General features: G+C 69.2%; 14 protein-coding genes. 11 read left to right on the top strand and 3 right to left on the bottom strand.

Annotation, left to right across the window (positions count from 1 at the left end; translation table 11 throughout):
* Positions 1 to 92 precede the first annotated feature (92 nt).
* Positions 93 to 728: an acetoacetate decarboxylase family protein gene (locus ACFY9E_RS15930; RefSeq protein WP_390983765.1), complete on the top strand. Its 636-nt coding sequence runs from the start codon at positions 93 to 95 to the stop codon at positions 726 to 728.
* 208 nt (positions 729 to 936) lie between these two features.
* Here ACFY9E_RS15930 and ACFY9E_RS15925 read toward each other — a convergent pair whose 3' ends face one another.
* Positions 937 to 1557: a dihydrofolate reductase family protein gene (locus ACFY9E_RS15925; protein WP_390983762.1), complete on the bottom strand. Its 621-nt coding sequence runs from the start codon at positions 1555 to 1557 to the stop codon at positions 937 to 939.
* A 131-nt stretch (positions 1558 to 1688) separates the two neighbouring features.
* On the opposite strand from ACFY9E_RS15925, the gene ACFY9E_RS15920 reads away from it, so the two are divergent.
* Positions 1689 to 2348 (top strand): 1,4-alpha-glucan branching protein, encoded by a 660-nt coding sequence (locus ACFY9E_RS15920; protein ID WP_390983760.1) that lies wholly within the window; start codon positions 1689 to 1691, stop codon positions 2346 to 2348.
* A 12-nt stretch (positions 2349 to 2360) separates the two neighbouring features.
* On the opposite strand, the gene ACFY9E_RS15915 is transcribed toward ACFY9E_RS15920, so the two are convergent.
* A complete protein-coding gene (locus ACFY9E_RS15915; RefSeq protein WP_390983757.1) occupies positions 2361 to 3305 on the bottom strand; it encodes a helix-turn-helix domain-containing protein in 945 nt (314 codons plus the stop codon).
* Between the two features lie 102 nt (positions 3306 to 3407).
* Here ACFY9E_RS15915 and ACFY9E_RS15910 point away from each other — a divergent pair, with 102 nt between their 5' ends.
* On the top strand, positions 3408 to 4439 hold the full coding sequence (locus tag ACFY9E_RS15910) for a saccharopine dehydrogenase NADP-binding domain-containing protein (RefSeq protein ID WP_390983754.1): 1032 nt from the start codon (positions 3408 to 3410) through the stop codon (positions 4437 to 4439).
* A gap of 52 nt (positions 4440 to 4491) precedes the next feature.
* On the opposite strand, the gene ACFY9E_RS15905 is transcribed toward ACFY9E_RS15910, so the two are convergent.
* Positions 4492 to 5661: an ROK family protein gene (locus tag ACFY9E_RS15905; protein ID WP_390983752.1), complete on the bottom strand. Its 1170-nt coding sequence runs from the start codon at positions 5659 to 5661 to the stop codon at positions 4492 to 4494.
* 695 nt (positions 5662 to 6356) lie between these two features.
* Between ACFY9E_RS15905 and ACFY9E_RS15900 the strand changes: the two genes are divergently transcribed.
* From ACFY9E_RS15900 to ACFY9E_RS15865, 8 genes are all read left to right on the top strand, one after another.
* Entirely contained in the window at positions 6357 to 7634 is a 1278-nt protein-coding gene (locus ACFY9E_RS15900; protein ID WP_390983749.1) for an FAD-dependent oxidoreductase, read from the top strand.
* A gap of 540 nt (positions 7635 to 8174) precedes the next feature.
* The gene (locus tag ACFY9E_RS15895; RefSeq protein ID WP_390983747.1) at positions 8175 to 9524 is read left to right on the top strand and encodes an aminotransferase class III-fold pyridoxal phosphate-dependent enzyme; all 1350 of its coding nucleotides are present in this window, start codon (positions 8175 to 8177) and stop codon (positions 9522 to 9524) included.
* 23 nt (positions 9525 to 9547) lie between these two features.
* On the top strand, positions 9548 to 10627 hold the full coding sequence (locus ACFY9E_RS15890; RefSeq protein ID WP_390983744.1) for a phosphotransferase: 1080 nt from the start codon (positions 9548 to 9550) through the stop codon (positions 10625 to 10627).
* Positions 10628 to 10679: 52 nt separating this feature from the next.
* Positions 10680 to 11360 carry a haloacid dehalogenase type II gene (locus ACFY9E_RS15885; RefSeq protein ID WP_390983742.1) on the top strand — a complete coding sequence of 227 codons (681 nt, stop codon included), beginning with the start codon at positions 10680 to 10682 and terminating at the stop codon, positions 11358 to 11360.
* 255 nt (positions 11361 to 11615) lie between these two features.
* Positions 11616 to 12698 carry an extracellular solute-binding protein gene (locus tag ACFY9E_RS15880; protein WP_390983739.1) on the top strand — a complete coding sequence of 361 codons (1083 nt, stop codon included), beginning with the start codon at positions 11616 to 11618 and terminating at the stop codon, positions 12696 to 12698.
* Entirely contained in the window at positions 12691 to 13857 is a 1167-nt protein-coding gene (locus tag ACFY9E_RS15875) for an ATP-binding cassette domain-containing protein (RefSeq protein ID WP_390983736.1), read from the top strand. Before ACFY9E_RS15880 ends, ACFY9E_RS15875 begins: the two co-directional genes overlap by 8 nt.
* A gap of 4 nt (positions 13858 to 13861) precedes the next feature.
* A complete protein-coding gene (locus tag ACFY9E_RS15870; RefSeq protein ID WP_390983734.1) occupies positions 13862 to 14767 on the top strand; it encodes an ABC transporter permease subunit in 906 nt (301 codons plus the stop codon).
* Positions 14764 to 15606 carry an ABC transporter permease subunit gene (locus ACFY9E_RS15865; protein WP_390983732.1) on the top strand — a complete coding sequence of 281 codons (843 nt, stop codon included), beginning with the start codon at positions 14764 to 14766 and terminating at the stop codon, positions 15604 to 15606. Before ACFY9E_RS15870 ends, ACFY9E_RS15865 begins: the two co-directional genes overlap by 4 nt.
* The last annotated feature ends 295 nt before the right edge of the window (positions 15607 to 15901 follow it).

Below are 15901 nucleotides of genomic sequence, written 5' to 3'. Positions count from 1 at the left end.
GCGCGTCCTTCGGCACAGGCACCATCGCAGCAGAAGCGGACACGGCCGCCCGTGCCCCCGTACGAGTCCGAGCCGAGGAGAGGGGTCGCACCGTGGAGCAGCCGGCCGTCCCCTTTCCTCCCTCGCCGTGGCGTCTCACCGGCGACATGGTCGTCTCTCTGTGGCGCGTCCCCGTGGCCGAGCTGCCGCCTTGGTCCCTCCCCGCCGGGGTCCGCCCGTGGATCGTGCGGCGGCGCGCCACACTGGTCACCTTCTGGGCCGACTACCGGCCCGGCGGGGTCCTCGCCTACCGCGAGTTCCTCATCGCCCTGGCCGTACGGCACGGGCACCGCGTCGCCGCCAGCACCGTGGCCGCCTGGGTCGACGACGAACGGTCCCTCGCCGGGGGGCGGGCGCTGTGGGGCATCCCGAAGGAGCCGGGCACGATCACGCTCCGCGTGGACAGCCGGAGCGCCCGGGCGGAACTGACCGCCGCCGGCGTTCCGCCCGTCCGCTTCACCTACGGCGACGTACTGCGGCTGCCCGTCCGGCTGCCCGCCCGCGGCCGTCTGATCCAGCAGTTGTCCGACGGCACCGTGTGCCGCGTCCCCATGCGGATCAGCGGACGACCGGCGCTGGGCCGCGGCCGCGTCACGGCTGAGCCCGCAGGTCCCTTGTCCGTCCTCACCCGGCACCGGCCGTTGCTGTCCGTTGCCCTGCGCGGCTTCCGCAGCACGGTGGGCGACTGAGCGCACATCAGGCCGTCGGGCGGTGCCGTCGTGGACGGCCCGGACGTCCCACGCGCCGAGCCCCAGGACCGCCGCCAGGGTGAGCGCGGACGCGACGGCACGCTGGCTTCTCGGCCCCCGTGGGCCCCAGACCCGGCGCAGCCGCCCGGCCGGCCCCGGATCGGTCACTCCCCCAGGGGTGTCTCGAAGGTGACGGCCGGCGCGCGCTTCAGGGCAGCACGCGGTAGGTCACATGCGTGACCCGGCTCGCCGCCCGCGACATGACCTGCTCCAGTTTCAGGGGCGGGACGCCTTCGAACAGCCGCGTGCCGGCGCCGAGCGTGAGCGGCGCGATGTGCAGCCGCAGCTCGTCGATCAGGCCGGCGGCGAGGTACTGGTTGACGGTGGTCGCGCCGCCGAGGACCGTGACATCGCCGTCACCGGCCGCCGCACGTGCCTGGGCGAGGGCCGACGCGATGCCGTCGGTGACGAAGTGGTACGTGGTGCCGCCGTCCATCGGCTGCGGCTCGCGGGCGTGGTGGGTGAGCACGAACACCGGCGCGTGGAACGGCGGATCGCCACCCCACCAGCCGTTCCACGGCCGGTCCCACGCGCCGCGCACCGGGCCGAACATATTGCGCCCCATGATGAACGCCCCGGCTGTGTTCAGCCGGTCGATCTCGGCCCGGTTCTCGTCGGGTGTGTCGAACATCCAGGAGTGCAGCCCGGCACCCGATCCGTCTCCGCCGTCGTCTCCGAACGGCCGTTCCTCGGTCTGGTCGAGTCCGGCCGCGTACCCGTCGGCCGAGATCGTGATGTCACAGATCACTCCACCCGCCGGCTCGGTCATGCCGATCTCCTCCTCGTGGCGTCCGGTATCCGAAGCTACGCCCTCGGACCCCGGCCCCGGGGGCTCTGCGACGGCACGCGGATGCGAAAGTGTGAGCGCCCGCACGGACGCAACGGAAGGGATCCTCCGGCATGGCCGTCATCCACGACACGACCCTCGAGCCGAGCAAGCTGGACCTGCTCACTTCCTGGCTCCCTTCCCGGCCGTGGTACCGCGGTGGCGCGGCCGGACCGGAGCTGGCGAAGGCCGGCGGCTTCCGGCTCGACGATCCGCGGGGCGAGGTGGGGATCGAGTTCATCGTGGCCACCGACACCCGCGGACCCCGGCCGACCACGTACCTGGTGCCTCTCACCTATCGCGGTGCCCCGCTCGAAGGGGCGGAACACGCCCTCGTGGGCACGATGGAGCACGGCGTGCTGGGGAGGCGCTGGGCCTACGACGGCTGCCAGGACGCCGTGCTGGCCGGCCAGTTGGCGGCCCTGATCGAGGGCCGGGTGCAGGCCCAGGACCAGAACCTGAGCAACCTCCCCGAGCGCGAGGTCATCGTCACCGGCACCGGTGACGGCTCCCTTCCCACGGACTTCACCGCCGCCGACGACCAGGAGGGCACCGCGCTGACCACGCCGCAGGGCACGACCCTCCGTGTGCACCGGGTCCTGCGGCCCGCCCCGGCCGGTTCGACGCTCCCTCCGCAGGGTGTGACCGCCCAGGTCAGCGGCTCCTGGCAGATGCCGGACGGCACCCGCGTACGAGGGGTGTTCGCCGTTCTGCGCAGCGTCGGGCGGGCGTAGCGCCGTCCGGGATCAGGGCGTCCGGGAGCGGAACGTCCTGCGGTACGCGTCCGGGGGCACGCCGATCGTGCGGTTGAAATGGCGGCGCAGGGTCGTGGAGGTCCCCATGCCGGTGGCCGTCGCGATGCTGTCGACACTGTCGTCGGTCTTCTCCAGCAGTTCCTGTGCGTGCCGGATGCGCTGGGTCAGCAGCCACTGCAGAGGGGTCGTGCCGGTCACCGATTTGAAGTGGCGGCCCAGGTGGCGGGAGCTCATGCCCGCCCGGCGGGCCAGGTCCTCCACGGTCAGCGGCTGGTCGAGCCGTTCGATGGCCCACGGGAGCAGGGCGGCGAGCGGGTGGTCGTCCTGGTCGGGAACCGGGGCGGTGACGAACTGGGCCTGGCCGCCGGCCCGGTGCGGCGGTACGACCAGCCGGCGGGCGACGGCGTTGGCGACCGACGAGCCCAGGTCGAGGCGCACGAGGTGCAGGCACAGGTCCAGCGCGGCGGCCTTGCCGGCGGAGGTGAGCACGCTGCCGTTGTCCACGTAGAGCACGTCCGGGTCGACCGCCACCCCGGGGTGGCGGTCGGCCAGGGCCTCGGTGTGCGCCCAGTGCGTGGTGGCGCGCCGCCCGTCGAGAAGCCCTGCCGCGGCCAGTACGAACGCGCCCGTGCACAGGGAGGCCACACGTGCGCCTGCCTCGTGTGCCTCGCGCACCGCGTCGACCAGGGGGGCGGGCGGGTCCTCGTCGATGTCGGCCCAGCCGGGGACGATCACGGTGTCGGCGTGCCGGAGCCGGTCGAGTCCGGCGTCGGGCTCCAGCCGGAACCGGCCGACCCGCACGGCGGCCGGTCCGCAGACGGTGAGGTCGTACCAGGGGACCGTCACCCCGGCCGGGGCGGCGGCGAACACCTCGAAGGCCAGGGACAGTTCGAAGTGCAGCATCCCGTCGGTGGCGGCCAGCGCGACAGTGGTCATGTCCGTAATTGTATGGGGCGTGTCGTTCCGGACACTCACGGCCGGGTGCTCAGCGCTGTCAGGATGGGCGCAGTCGGATCATTCGAGCACAGGGGAGAGCTCATGGGATCGGTGCAGACGGTTGCGGTGTTCGGCGCGTACGGGCACACCGGGCGGTTCGTGGTGGCGGAGCTGCGGGCGCGCGGGTTCGTCCCGGTCCTCTCCGGCCGCGACGAGGTCAGGCTGAAGGCGCTGGCGGCGTCGTATCCCGGGATCGAGGCCCGGCCGGCGTCGGCCGACGACCCGGACTCGCTCGACCGGGCCCTGGCGGGGGCGGCGGCGGTGGTCAACTGTGCCGGGCCGTTCGCCACGACCGCCGCCCCCGTGATCGAGGCGGCCCTGCGCGCCGGCATCCCGTATGTCGATGTGGCAGCCGAGATCGAGGCGAACGCGGACACGTTCGCGCACTTCGCGGACCGGGCCCGCGCCGCGGGTGCGGTGATCGTCCCGGCGATGGCCTTCTTCGGCGGACTCGGCGACCTGCTGGCCACCGCGGCGATGGACGACTGGGCCACGGCCGACGAGGTGCACGTCGCGTACGCGCTGAGCGGTTGGCAGCCCACGCACGGGACGCGCGCCGCGGGCACGGTCTCCCGGCAGCGGCGCGACGGGGCGCGCGTCGTGTACCGGAACGGTCGGCTGGACTACCGCCGGGACACCGCGACGACGTTCCAGTGGCCCTTCCCCGAGCCGCTGGGCTCCCGGGAGGTCATCGGGGAGTTCACGATGGCCGATGTCGTCACCATCCCCAGCCACCTGTCCGTCCCCGACGTGCGCACCCACATGACGGCCGAGGCGGCCCGGGACGTGTCGGCCCCGGACACGCCGGCACCGGCCGCGGTCGACGACCGGGGACGATCCGCCCAGACCTTCCTCGTCGACGTCGTCGTGCGCTCCGGCGGCAGGGAGCGGCGGGCCGTGGCGAGGGGGCAGGACATCTACGCCGTGACGGCGCCGCTCGCGGTGGAGGCGGTCCACCGCATCCTCACCGGGCAGACCCGGACGGTCGGCGTCGCCTCCGCCGGCGAGATCTTCGACGCGGTCGGCTTCCTCGGCGCGCTGTCCTCGCATCTCTCCGTGGAGCTGCTTCGGTAGCGGGCCGACGATCGCTCAGGTGCACGGCGGTGGGCGTCGCCTTCGGCCCGGCTCAGAACGCGGGTGCCGACTGCTCGGCGGGCTGGTTCTGGCGCCGTGCCCCGAGTACGGCGTCCCGCAGCCGTTCCTGAGCCATCGTCAGGCAGGCGTACACCGCTCCCTGTGCCGTCGACAGACCGATCAGATGCTCCACCGGCCTGATCTCGGGGACGGCCGGCAGGCTCCGGTCGAGCCGGCCGCGCACCTCCGGAAGCACCTCGTCGACGAGCGGACGCAGCCGGCCCACGAAGTAGACCGACTCGGGGTCCAGCGTCACGGCGACGACGCTGACGGCGGTCACGATCGCCGTGGTGAACGCCTCGAGCACCTCGGCACGCGGAGCCTCGGGGTGCGACTCCAGCCAGAGGTCCTCGACACGCTCCAGCGCGAGCCCCCGCTTGCGCGCGAAGCGGAGAAGGCCCCTGGTGCTCAGCAGTTCGTCGAGGATCTCGTTTCCGACCCCGGACGACAGCACACCGATGTCGCCGAAGGCGGGCGTGTTCCCCCGGGCGAGCTCGTGCTCCGTGCAACTGGCGAAGTTCAGTATGGTGCTGACGCTGAAGAGCGCGGCATTGGTGATGGTGGCGTCGTTCGTGAGAATTCCGAGCAGGGCCGCGTTGGCATCGCTGTCGAGGAGCACGGGGGCGTCGACCAGGTCCTCGATCGCCCGGTGGAGGTCGGGGCCCTCGAAGATCTTCATCGACTCCGCGGGGCCGAAGATCTCCGTGCCATTGCGGACCCGGCCGGGAACCGCGGCGACGATCTGGCGCAGAGGGCCCTGCGCGGATTCGGCGGCCTGCGCAATCAGGTCGACCAGCCATCGCGCGGCGTCCTCGACCTCCTGGTGCTCGGCGGTGGGTACGGCCAGGTGTTGCACCTCGCGGCCCCTGAGGTCGGTCACCAGCACACCGGTGGTCTGCACACCGAAGCTGATGCCCACGACGTGTCCGGTCGTGCCGGGCAAGTCGAGATAGGTGGACCGACGGCCGCGGCCGGTGACCTCGTCCATACCGCCGTCGACGACGAAGCCGTCGGCCCGGAGCTCCTCCACCGCTCTGGACACGGTGGCCTTGCTCAGGCCCGTCAGCTCGATCAGCTGGTTCCGGGTCAGGGGCGCGTGGGAGAGGACGACGTCGAGGACCGATGCCTTGTTGTAGTCGCGAGGGGTGGGGTTAGAGGTCACGTGATGACCATAGCGAGCCCGGTACGCCGGACCTGCCGGGACCGGCCTGGGTGTGATGATCACGGGCTTCGGCGGGGTGACGCGAGGCTGCTCGCGCCCGTGTGCCACCGTCACCCGGGGGCGTTGGAGGGTGCCCTCACGGCTCTCGCCCTCGTCTTCCGCTGCGCCGGACGGTTCTCGGCTCATCTGTCATGCACTCCGAAGGGTCCCGAAGCACTCCAGGCGGCATCGCCGCACCGCGGCGCGGGCCAGGAGGCTGGGGGTCGATGACGAACTGATGGTCGGCAGCGAGCATCGATCAGACGGTGGACCCCTGTGCGGTCAGCCGCCGCGACGCAGTGACGTCGCCGGGCTGATCGCCTCTATACCAGGGCGACTTGACCGCATACCGGCGAGCGTACCATTCGCGATCAACGCCTTTCTGTCCACGTCCGACGCCGTACAGAGGCATCTCTTCCCACGCAAGACGCTGGTCGCCCGCCCCTTCGACGTCTCATTTGAGCCGCTATACCCGGATCCGCGGCTTCCGGATCGCCACACACGGCACTCCGCACACCCTGATCGCCGTATCGCATCACCCGAACTTTATTGTTTCAGGCTGGAACTGGAACTACAAGTGCTATGGTCTGTGCGCAGCAGCGAGCAGCTTCCGACACCCCTAGCGGCTGACGGCACTGGCAGGAGAGAGCAGCGACATGAAGTTCACCCCCTACTGGCTCGACACCGCCCCCCAGGGGCCGGACCGGTCCAGGACAGACATCGGCGGGAATGTCGACGTAGCGATCATCGGAGCCGGCCTGACCGGCCTGTCGGCGGCACTGCACCTGGCCCGCCAGGGCGCCAACGTGCATGTCTTCGAGAAGGACACGGTCGGCTTCGGCGCCTCGGGCCGCAACGGCGGCATGGCCACCACGGGCATGTCGATCGGTTTCCGCGACGCGGTCTCCCGCTACGGCTTCGACACCGCCAAGGCCTATCTGATGCACTACCACGACGCGGTCGACACCCTCGAGAAGCTCGTCACGGACGAGGACATCGACTGCGACTTCGCCCGCACCGGCAAGCTGAACCTGGCGTCCAAGCCGGCCCACTTCGAGGGCCTGCGCAAGACCCACGAGATCATGTCGGGTCGGCTGGGCCTGGAGACCCGCCTGGTCCCCAAGGATGAACTCCACTCCGAGGTCGGCTCGGACTCCTTCCACGGCGCGATGGTCGAGACCCGGAGCGCGGGGCTGCACGTCGGCAAGTTCACCAAGGGGCTCGCCGAGGCGGCCGCGCGGCTCGGCGTCACCATCCACGAGAAGGCCCCGGTCGAGAAGATCGACAGGCTGGGCGGCACCAAGCACGAACTGGTCACCCCGCGCGGGCGCGTCCGCGCCGACCAGGTGCTCGTGGCGACCAGCGGCTACACCAGCCGGCCGTTCCGCTGGCACCAGGTCAGGATCGCACCCGTCGGCAGCTTCATCATCGTGACGGAACCGCTGGGCAAGGGCGTCTGCGACATGCTCCTGCCGAACCGGCGGATGGCGTCGAACAGCATGAACCTGCTCAACTACTTCCGCATCACCCCGGACCACCGGCTGCTGTTCGGCGGCCGCGCCCGGTTCGCCATGTCCAACCCGCAGTCGGACGAGAAGAGCGGACGCATCCTGCACAAGGCGATGACCGAGGTCTTCCCGCAGCTCACGAAGACCCGCGTCGACTACTGCTGGGGCGGCCTGGTCGACATGAGCATGGACCGCATGGTGCACGCCGGCGAACAGGACGGACTGTTCTACTCACTCGGCTACTCCGGCCACGGCGTCCAGATGGCCACACACATGGGCAAGCAGATGGCCGAGTACATGAACGGGACCACGGACGCCAACCCGTGGAACGACCTGCCCTTCAAGCGCATCCCGGGCCACTTCGGCCCGCCCTGGTTCCTGCCCTTCGCGGGCGGCTTCTACAAGTTCATGGACGTCATCAAGTAGGCGTACAGACGCTGAGAGCATGGGCGGTGGATCGACGAGAGTCCCCCCTCACTTCCCTGGTCGCACATCTCGCCGAGCTGGCGCCCGGTCTGCGGGTGGAGACCGGCCCGGGGGCCACCGGCCCGTATACCTACGAAGCTGGAGCGATGCGCCGTGACGCCGTTCAGCGGGTCACAGGCCCTGATCGAGGTCGCGTGCCACGAGGCTGGCTGGTTCCAGCCGCTCACGACCGCCCCAGCCGACGTAGAACCGCCCCGCGCCCCGCCCCCTCCCCCGGCCGGGCGCGGGGTCTCGGTTCAGTAAGGGCTCCGCAGGGTGCTCCAGGGGCCGGGCGAGCGACGCTCTGACCTGTTCGTGAAGCACCACGAACTCCCCTTTCCACGGCGGGAGTTACCAGCCAGTTCAGCACTGTCGGATTGCCAGGCGAAGCCACCCGAAAATCTTTCTAGTTTCAGGTTGGAACTGGAACAAACGGTGGTATGGTCTCAGCCACAGCAGCGAGCAACCTCGATGAAAACCAGACTGAAGGTGTGCCTGCAGATGACTTCGACGCTCAGTCGGGCGATCGCCCACTACCCCAACCGGTTCGATCCGGGCGCAGTGAGCGAACTCCCCGAACACATCCAAGAGACCATCCGCCGCCGCGAGCGAGTGCTGGGCCCCGGCTACACGCTCATCTACAAGGAGCCGGTCGAGTTCGTCTCCGGTCACGGCGCCCACCTGATCGACCGTGACGGCAACGACTATCTCGACGCCTACAACAACGTCCCGTGCGTCGGGCACGCCCACCCTCACGTGGCCGAGGCCGTCGCCCGGCAGATGACCGCGGTCAACACCAACACGCGCTACGTCCAGGAAGCACTGGTCGACTACGCGGAGCGGCTTCTCGCGACCTTCCCCGAGGAGCTGTCGAAGCTGAGCATCGCGTGCAGCGGATCGGAGGCGAACGACCTGGCCGTGCGCGTGGCGCGGTTCCACACGGGCGGCGAGGGCATCATCGTCACCCGCTGGGCCTACCACGGCCTCACCCGCGAGGTGGCGAGCTTCTCGCCGACCCTGGGCGCCGGCTCACCGCTCGGCCCGAACGTCCGGCTCATCGACGCTCCCGACCCGCGCCTCGTCGCGCCCGGTTCCACGCTCGACGAGCACATGCGGCAGCAGGTGCGCGGCGCGATCGACGACCTCGAACGTCACGGCTACCGGCTCGCTGCGCTGATCACCGACTGCGCCTACAGCAGCGACGGCATCTTCACCGACCCGCCCGGCTACATGCAGGCCGTGGTGGAGGAGGTGCACGCGGCCGGGGGTGTCTACATCGCGGACGAGGTCCAGTCGGGCTTCGCCCGGCTCGGGGACTCCATGTGGGGCTTCAGCCGCCACGGCGTCTTGCCGGACATCGTCACCATGGGCAAGCCGATGGGCAACGGCCTGCCGATCTCGGGTGTGGTCTTCCGTCCCGAGGTCTGCGAGGAGTTCGGACGCAACGTCCGCTACTTCAACACCTTCGGTGGCAGCTCCATCCCCGTGGCCGCCGGCGCCGCGGTGCTGGACGTCATCGAGAAGGAGAACGTGCAGCAGCGCGTCCTGGAGAGCGGCAACGCTCTGCGCGCCGGGCTGCGGGAGATCACCAAGGACTCCCCCTACATCGCCGAAGTCCGCGGCGCCGGGCTCTTCGTCGGCGTGGAGATCGTGAAGGACCGGGAGACGCTCGAGCCCGACCGCGCACTTGCCGAAGACGTCATCAACGACATGCGCGATCGCCGCATCCTGATCAACGGCACGGGCCCGTCGGCGAACACGCTGAAGATCCGCCCTCCGCTGGCCTTCGACTCCGCCGATGTGACCCGCTTCCTCGAGACCTTTGCCGAGGTCGCGAAAAACCGCCTGTAGCAGGCTGGCCGAAGGGACTGACCGTGAACACCTCACCAGCTCCGACCTACGCTCAACGGCTTCTCGAAGAGAGCGGCCTGACGTCGTCCCATCAGCCCATCGACGTGATGCTGGTGAGCATCCTCCTTGAGAAGCACTACCGTCTCAGCGGGCGTCTGGAGCGACTGGCGACCGAGAAGGACGACACGTTCAGACTCGGCACCGAGTCGAGCAACCACCTCGTGAAGGTCTCACCCCCGGAAGAGGCGGAGGCGGTCGTCGCCCTCCAGACCGCCGCGATGCGCTACCTCGAAAGCACCGCCCCGCACTTGCCCGTCCAGCGGGTGAAGCTGACCGCCGGCGGAGACGACCATGTGGCCATCAGGCTGAACGACGGCAGGACTCGGATCCTGCGGGTGTTCGACTTCGTCGAAGGCCAGGTCCTGGCCGACGTGAACCCGGACGCGGAGCGGCTCGCCAGGGCGGGCGAGATGCTCGGGCTGATCGACGTGGCGCTCAAGGAGTTCACCCACCCGGCGGACCGACGAGGTCTGGCGTGGGACATCCGGCACTTCCACCGGCTGACCGAACTGGTCGAGCACACGCCTCACCCCGAGCACCGCCGGTCGGCCCGAACGGTCTTCCGGCTCTTCGGCGAAAACGTCGTCCCGAGGCTGGGCGATCTCGAGACGCAAGTCATCCATGGTGACTTCAGCCCTTACAACATCGTGGTGGATCCCACGAGTGATCACTTCGTCACCGGGGTCATCGACTTCGGCGACACCATGCGCAGTGCGGTGATCTTCGACCCCGCCGTTCCCATGGCGAACCTGCTCGGCAGGACTCCGGATCACCCCTGGCAGGACGCCTGCGCCTTCGTCGCCGGCTACCAACGGGAACGGCCGATCCGGGCCTCGGAACTTCCGCTGCTCCCGGTTGCCGCGTTGGCACGGCTCACACTGCGTGCGCTGATCACGAACTGGCGCGCGGAACGTGCACCCGAACGGCGCGAGTACCTCCTCGATCACGCCAAGGACGACTGGATCAATATCGAGCGTTCCTTGGCCGTGCGCCAGGACGACGTCGTCGCGCACCTGCGGGAAGCCCCTCACGGGCATTCCTGAGAACACCGTCCCGAACCCGTGCGGTTCCCTCAGAAAAGATTGGAACATTTCCATGGCCATTCCCTCGTTGCAGTTCCGTCCGAAGTACGTCTCCTTCGACTGTTACGGCACGCTGATCGAATACCCGATCACCCCCATCACCTATGAGCTCGTCGGCGACCAGATCCCCGCGGGGCAGTGGGACCAGTTCGTGCGGGAGTTCCGCGGCTACCGCTACGACCAGGTCCGCGGCGAGTACTACCCCTACGAGCAGGTGCTGCAGGACTCCTTCGAGCGGGTCTGCCGCAAGTGGGGCGTGAAAGCGGCGCCGGACGCCGGCAAGCGCTTCGCCGAGGGCGTGCGCAGCTGGGGGCCCCACCCGGACGTGGTGGAGCCGCTGAAGAAGATGGCCGAGCACTACAAGCTGGTCATCCTCTCCAACGCCGACGACTCCTTCCTCGCGGAAAGCGTGCCCAAGCTCGGGGCGGAATTCCACGCCGTCCTCACCGCGGAGCAGGCCGGCTTCTACAAGCCCCGCTACGCCGCGTTCGAGTACATGCTCGAGAAGCTCGATGCCTCCCCCGAGGACTTCGTGCACGTCGCCTCGCACACCCGCTACGACCACCAGTCGATGCACGACATGGGCTTCCGCAACCTGGTCCTGCTGGACCGCGGCTACGACCCGGTCACCCACGGCTACGACTACGTCACCGTGAAGTCCCTGGACGACCTCAACACCATGCTCGGCATCTGACCGAAGGCAACAACACTCCCGCACGGCAGACGCCCAGGTATCTCCTTCGGTTTCTGTCTGCCGTGCCGGACGAAATTCCGGTGCTTTTGCGCACCTGAAGCAGCGTTCTCTTCTCTTTCCCCGGTATCGCGCGGCACCCCCATGACCCTGCGCGTGTCCGTTGGTCGATCACGACGTACCGGCCCCTCCCCGGCGACCAGTACGTCCCTGCATCAGATACCCCCGTATCCCCAGCGATTTCCAGGAGGCACCGCCATGGAAGGCAACCGGATAGGACGCAGGACACTCTTCCGCACCGCAGGCGCAGTGGCCGCTGCCGCCGCGGTCGCCGGCTGCGGTACCGCGACCGGTAGCACCTCGTCGAGAGGCGGTAGGAAGCGGCTCGTCGTCAGCAACAGCGGCGGCGCCTACAACGACGCGCTGACCAAGGCGATCTACGAGCCGTTCGCCAAGGAGACCGGTATCACGGTCACGACAGTCAACTACCAGTCGGCGCAGGTCATCGCTCAGGTCAAGCAGGGTCGCCCGCAGGTGGACCTGATGGACAACTCGCTGCTGATCTTCCAGAAGATGACGCGTCTGGACTGTCTGGAGCCGGTGGACTACGACCGGCTGAAGAACGTCAAGGGCGCCGGCATCGCCGAGGTGCAGCTGCCGGAGCACGCGGTCGGCAAGAACGTGTGGGCGAGTGTGATGGCCTACCGCACCGACAGCCTCAAGCGTGCCCCCAAGAGCTGGGCCGACTTCTGGAACACGGATGCCTTCAGCGGCCCCCGCTCCCTGCAGAGCGCGGAAGTCGACCTTCCCGAACTGGAGTTCGCCCTGCTCGCCGACGGTGTCCCGCTGGACAAGCTGTACCCGCTGGATGTGGACCGGGCCTTCAAGGCGATGTCGCGCATCCGCGGTGACGTGAAGAAGTTCTGGAACACCGGCGCCCTGCCGGCCGTGCTGCTGGGCCGTAAGGAGGTCGTCGCCACCAGCCTGTGGGGCGGCCGCGCGGATCAGCTGATCAAGCAGGGCATGCCGGTCGCCTACCAGTGGAACGGCGCCCGCAGGATGACCAACGGCTGGGGCATCCCCAAGGGCGCCGGCAACACCGACGCCGCCTACAAGCTGATCGACTTCTCGCTGCGCCCCGAGGTGCAGGCGGCCTTCGCCAAACTGTACTCGGGCAGCCCGGTTGTGCCGGCGGCCGTCAAGCTGCTCTCGGACGACGATCTGGTCAACCAGCCGACCTCGCCGAAGAACCTCAAGACCGGCTTCGACGCCGATGTCGACTGGTGGGACAAGAACCGCGACGCCGTCATCAAGCGCTGGCAGGAGTGGGCCGATGCCTGAGCGGACCACCAGCCTCACCGCCGGGAAGCTGTCGGCTGACGATCTCGCGGCAGCCCTGGCTCCAGGGTCCAACTCGCTGACAGGCAAGTCGTTGTCGGTGACGGGGCTGCGGAAGTCCTACAGCGGGACGACGGTGGTCGACGGGGTCGACATGGAGATCGCGGCGGGTGAGTTCGTCACCTTCCTCGGCTCCTCCGGCTCGGGCAAGACCACCACGCTGATGATGCTGGCCGGGTTCACCGAACCCGATTCCGGTGCCATCACCGTCGACGGCCAGGACATCACCCAGCTCAACCCGGGCAAGCGGGACTTCGGTTTCGTCTTCCAGCAGTACCTGCTCTTCCCCCACATGACGGTCACCGAGAACGTCGCCTTCCCCCTGCAACTGCGCGGGGTGGACAAGGCGGAGATCCGCCGCCGGGTGGGGGAGACCCTGGAAGCGGCCGGCCTGTCGAAGTTCGCCAACCGCAAGCCACGGGAGCTGTCCGGCGGTCAGCAGCAGCGTGTCGCCCTGTGCCGGGTCCTGGTCTACCGCCCCCCGATCGTCCTCATGGACGAACCACTCGGCGCGCTGGACAAGAAGCTGCGCGACCAGATGCAGACCGAGATCAAGACCATCCAGCGTGAACTGGGTCTGACCGTCATCTATGTGACGCACGACCAGGAGGAAGCGCTGGTGCTGTCGGACCGGATCGCCATCATGAAGGACGGCCGGATCGAGCAGTTCGACACCCCCCGCGGCCTGTTCGAACGCCCCCGCACCCCCTTCGTGGCGGACTTCCTGGGGGCGGCGAACTTCCTGACCGGCAAGGTCGAGGAATCCACCGCGGACGGCTGCACCCCGGTCCGGCTGGACACCGGCGGCCTGCTCAAAGCCCGCGCGCATGCCTGGGCGCCGGGCCAGCGGGTGCGTGCCGCGGTGCGGCCGGGCAGGCTGCGCCTGGTCGGCCCGGAAGACGGCTGTTGTTCCGGCACGGTCGAGACGGCCGTCTACGTGGGTTCGCTGACGCGGATCACGGTGCGTCTGGACGGTGCGGCTCCGGGGACGGCGCCGTTGCGGATCGAGACGGCCGCCACCCCGCCCCGCCCCGGTGAGCGGGTGTGTGTGAGCGCTGACCGTGAGGACGTCAGTGTCTTCGACGAGTCGGACGGGGGGTGAGGTCGTGGCCGGCACCGCACTCGCACCCGCCAAGGTGCCCGTGAGGAAAACGTCCGCGATGCGCGGGCACCGCTCCCGCATCGCCCTGGTCAACGCCGTCCCCGTCACGGTGTTCCTGCTCCTGCTGTTCGTCTACCCGATCATCGGGGTGCTCTCCCTCAGCCTCAAAGGCGACACCGGCGGCTTCACCCTCCACTGGTACACCGACGCCCTCAGCGGCGCGAACCTCTCCGTCCTGCTCTCCACCCTGCGGATCTCCGCCGAAACAGCCGTACTCAGCCTGCTGGTGGGGTTCGTGCTGGCCCACGCCATCGCCCGGATGCGGCCGCTCTTCGCCGCCCTGGCCATGCTGATCGTGGTCGTGCCGCACTTCATCAGTGCCCTGGTACGCACCTACGGCTGGATCATCATGCTCGGCGAGCACGGCATCATCAACAACCTGCTCACCTCCCTGCACATCCCCGGCGCCCCGTATTCGCTGCTCTACAACGAGACCGGTGTCGTCATCGGCACCACCTCGGTGATGCTCCCCTACACCGTCCTGGTCCTCCAGGGTGTGATGCGCGGGGTCGACCGGCGGCTGCTGGCCGCTGCCGCGGGCTTCGGCGCCTCCCGCTTCACCATCTTCACCAGGATCTACCTGCCCCTGGTCGCACCCGGAGTCGGCACCGCGGGCCTGCTCAGCTTCATCCTCTGCCTGGGCTACTACATCACCCCGGCGCTGATGGGCGGCGACAAGCAGACCGTCGTCGCGGCCCTGATCGACCAGCAGGTCATGAAGCAGGACCAGTGGAACTCCGCCGCCGCCTTCGGCGTCATCCTGCTCCTGCTCACCTTCGCCGGCCTCGGTGTGCTGGGCCTGGCCAAGCTCCGCCGCAAGAAGACGGCCGCACGAAGGAGCAGCTCATGATGGAACTGCCCGCCACCCGGGCCGGACACCTCGGCCGCGGCCTGAGCGCCACCGCGATCCTGCTGTTCCTGGCCATGCCCATCGTGATCATCCTGGTCACCTCCTTCGGCGCCGACGGCATCGGCACCTTCCCCCCGAAGGACTACAGCACCCACTGGTACGAGCAGATGCTCGCCCCCGGCGGGAACTGGGCCACCTCGATCGCCCTGTCCAGCCTCATCGCCTCCCTGACCACCGTGTTCTCCCTCATCCTGGGAGTGACCGCCGCGACCGCGCTGGCCCGCGGCCGCCTCCCCCTGCACGCCGCGGTCTACGGCCTGGTCCTCGCACCGATGCTGATCCCGCAAGTGGTCATCGCGCTCGGGCTGTTCCTGTTCTTCGAACCCGTCGGCATGCTCGGCAGCCCCCTGGCCATCGCCCTCGGACACACCGTCCTCGCCGCGCCCATCGCGATCCTCATCATGATCTCCACCCTGCGCGCCATCGACGAACGCCTCGAAGACGCCGCCGCCAGCATGGGCGCCAGCCGCATGACCATCGCCCGCCGCATCACCTTCCCCCTGGCCACCCCCGGCCTCATCGCCGCAGCGGTGTTCTCCTTCATCACCAGCTTCGACGAGTTCTTCATCGCCCAGTTCCTGTCCACCCCCGACACCCGCACCCTGCCGGTCCTGGTCTTCAACGCCCTCCAGTTCGACGTCGACCCGACCGTCACCGCCGTCAGCGCCGTCCTCATCGCCCTCGCCATCCTCGCCCTCGCCCTGGTCGCCCTCGTCCGCAAACTCGGCGGACACCGCAACCAGCAAGGCGGACTCCTCCCCACCGAACCCCTCACCTGATTCAGGAACCTCCCTTCTCATCGGGAAGGGGGAGTTGCCCGGGTTCATGGGCTGCTGAACCAGCGGGGTCGGGCGTCTCTCCTCCGGTGCCCGGCCCCGCTACCCCTCGGCCTGCTCAAGGGTCACGACGGCGGCCGCACATCCGCAACACCACCTGCGCCAAGATCCCAAGGAGAAGACCAGCCATGACCACGCCCGTTGTCCGTGATGTTCCCAAGCAGTTGTTCATCGGTGGTGGCTGGCAGGACGCGGAGTCCGGCCGGACGCTGTCCGTCGACGACCCGGCCACCGGCGA

It is taken from the genome of Streptomyces sp. NPDC012466 (assembly GCF_042955215.1).
In the GTDB taxonomy this organism is placed as follows: Bacteria; Actinomycetota; Actinomycetes; order Streptomycetales; family Streptomycetaceae; genus Streptomyces.
The sequence above is the reverse complement of the archived record's forward strand: the minus strand, read 5'-3'. Positions and strand labels throughout refer to the sequence as shown.

What these genes read in the sequence shown, in the direction of transcription:
- ACFY9E_RS15920 (WP_390983760.1), top strand. Translation starts at nt 1,689, where the DNA reads ATGGCCGTCATCCACGACACGACCCTCGAGCCGAGCAAGCTGGACCTG.
- ACFY9E_RS15925 (WP_390983762.1), bottom strand. Translation starts at nt 1,557, where the DNA reads ATGACCGAGCCGGCGGGTGGAGTGATCTGTGACATCACGATCTCGGCC.
- ACFY9E_RS15900 (WP_390983749.1), top strand. Translation starts at nt 6,357, where the DNA reads ATGAAGTTCACCCCCTACTGGCTCGACACCGCCCCCCAGGGGCCGGAC.
- ACFY9E_RS15915 (WP_390983757.1), bottom strand. Translation starts at nt 3,305, where the DNA reads ATGACCACTGTCGCGCTGGCCGCCACCGACGGGATGCTGCACTTCGAA.
- ACFY9E_RS15880 (WP_390983739.1), top strand. Translation starts at nt 11,616, where the DNA reads ATGGAAGGCAACCGGATAGGACGCAGGACACTCTTCCGCACCGCAGGC.
- ACFY9E_RS15875 (WP_390983736.1), top strand. Translation starts at nt 12,691, where the DNA reads ATGCCTGAGCGGACCACCAGCCTCACCGCCGGGAAGCTGTCGGCTGAC.
- ACFY9E_RS15895 (WP_390983747.1), top strand. Translation starts at nt 8,175, where the DNA reads ATGACTTCGACGCTCAGTCGGGCGATCGCCCACTACCCCAACCGGTTC.
- ACFY9E_RS15910 (WP_390983754.1), top strand. Translation starts at nt 3,408, where the DNA reads ATGGGATCGGTGCAGACGGTTGCGGTGTTCGGCGCGTACGGGCACACC.
- ACFY9E_RS15885 (WP_390983742.1), top strand. Translation starts at nt 10,680, where the DNA reads ATGGCCATTCCCTCGTTGCAGTTCCGTCCGAAGTACGTCTCCTTCGAC.
- ACFY9E_RS15865 (WP_390983732.1), top strand. Translation starts at nt 14,764, where the DNA reads ATGATGGAACTGCCCGCCACCCGGGCCGGACACCTCGGCCGCGGCCTG.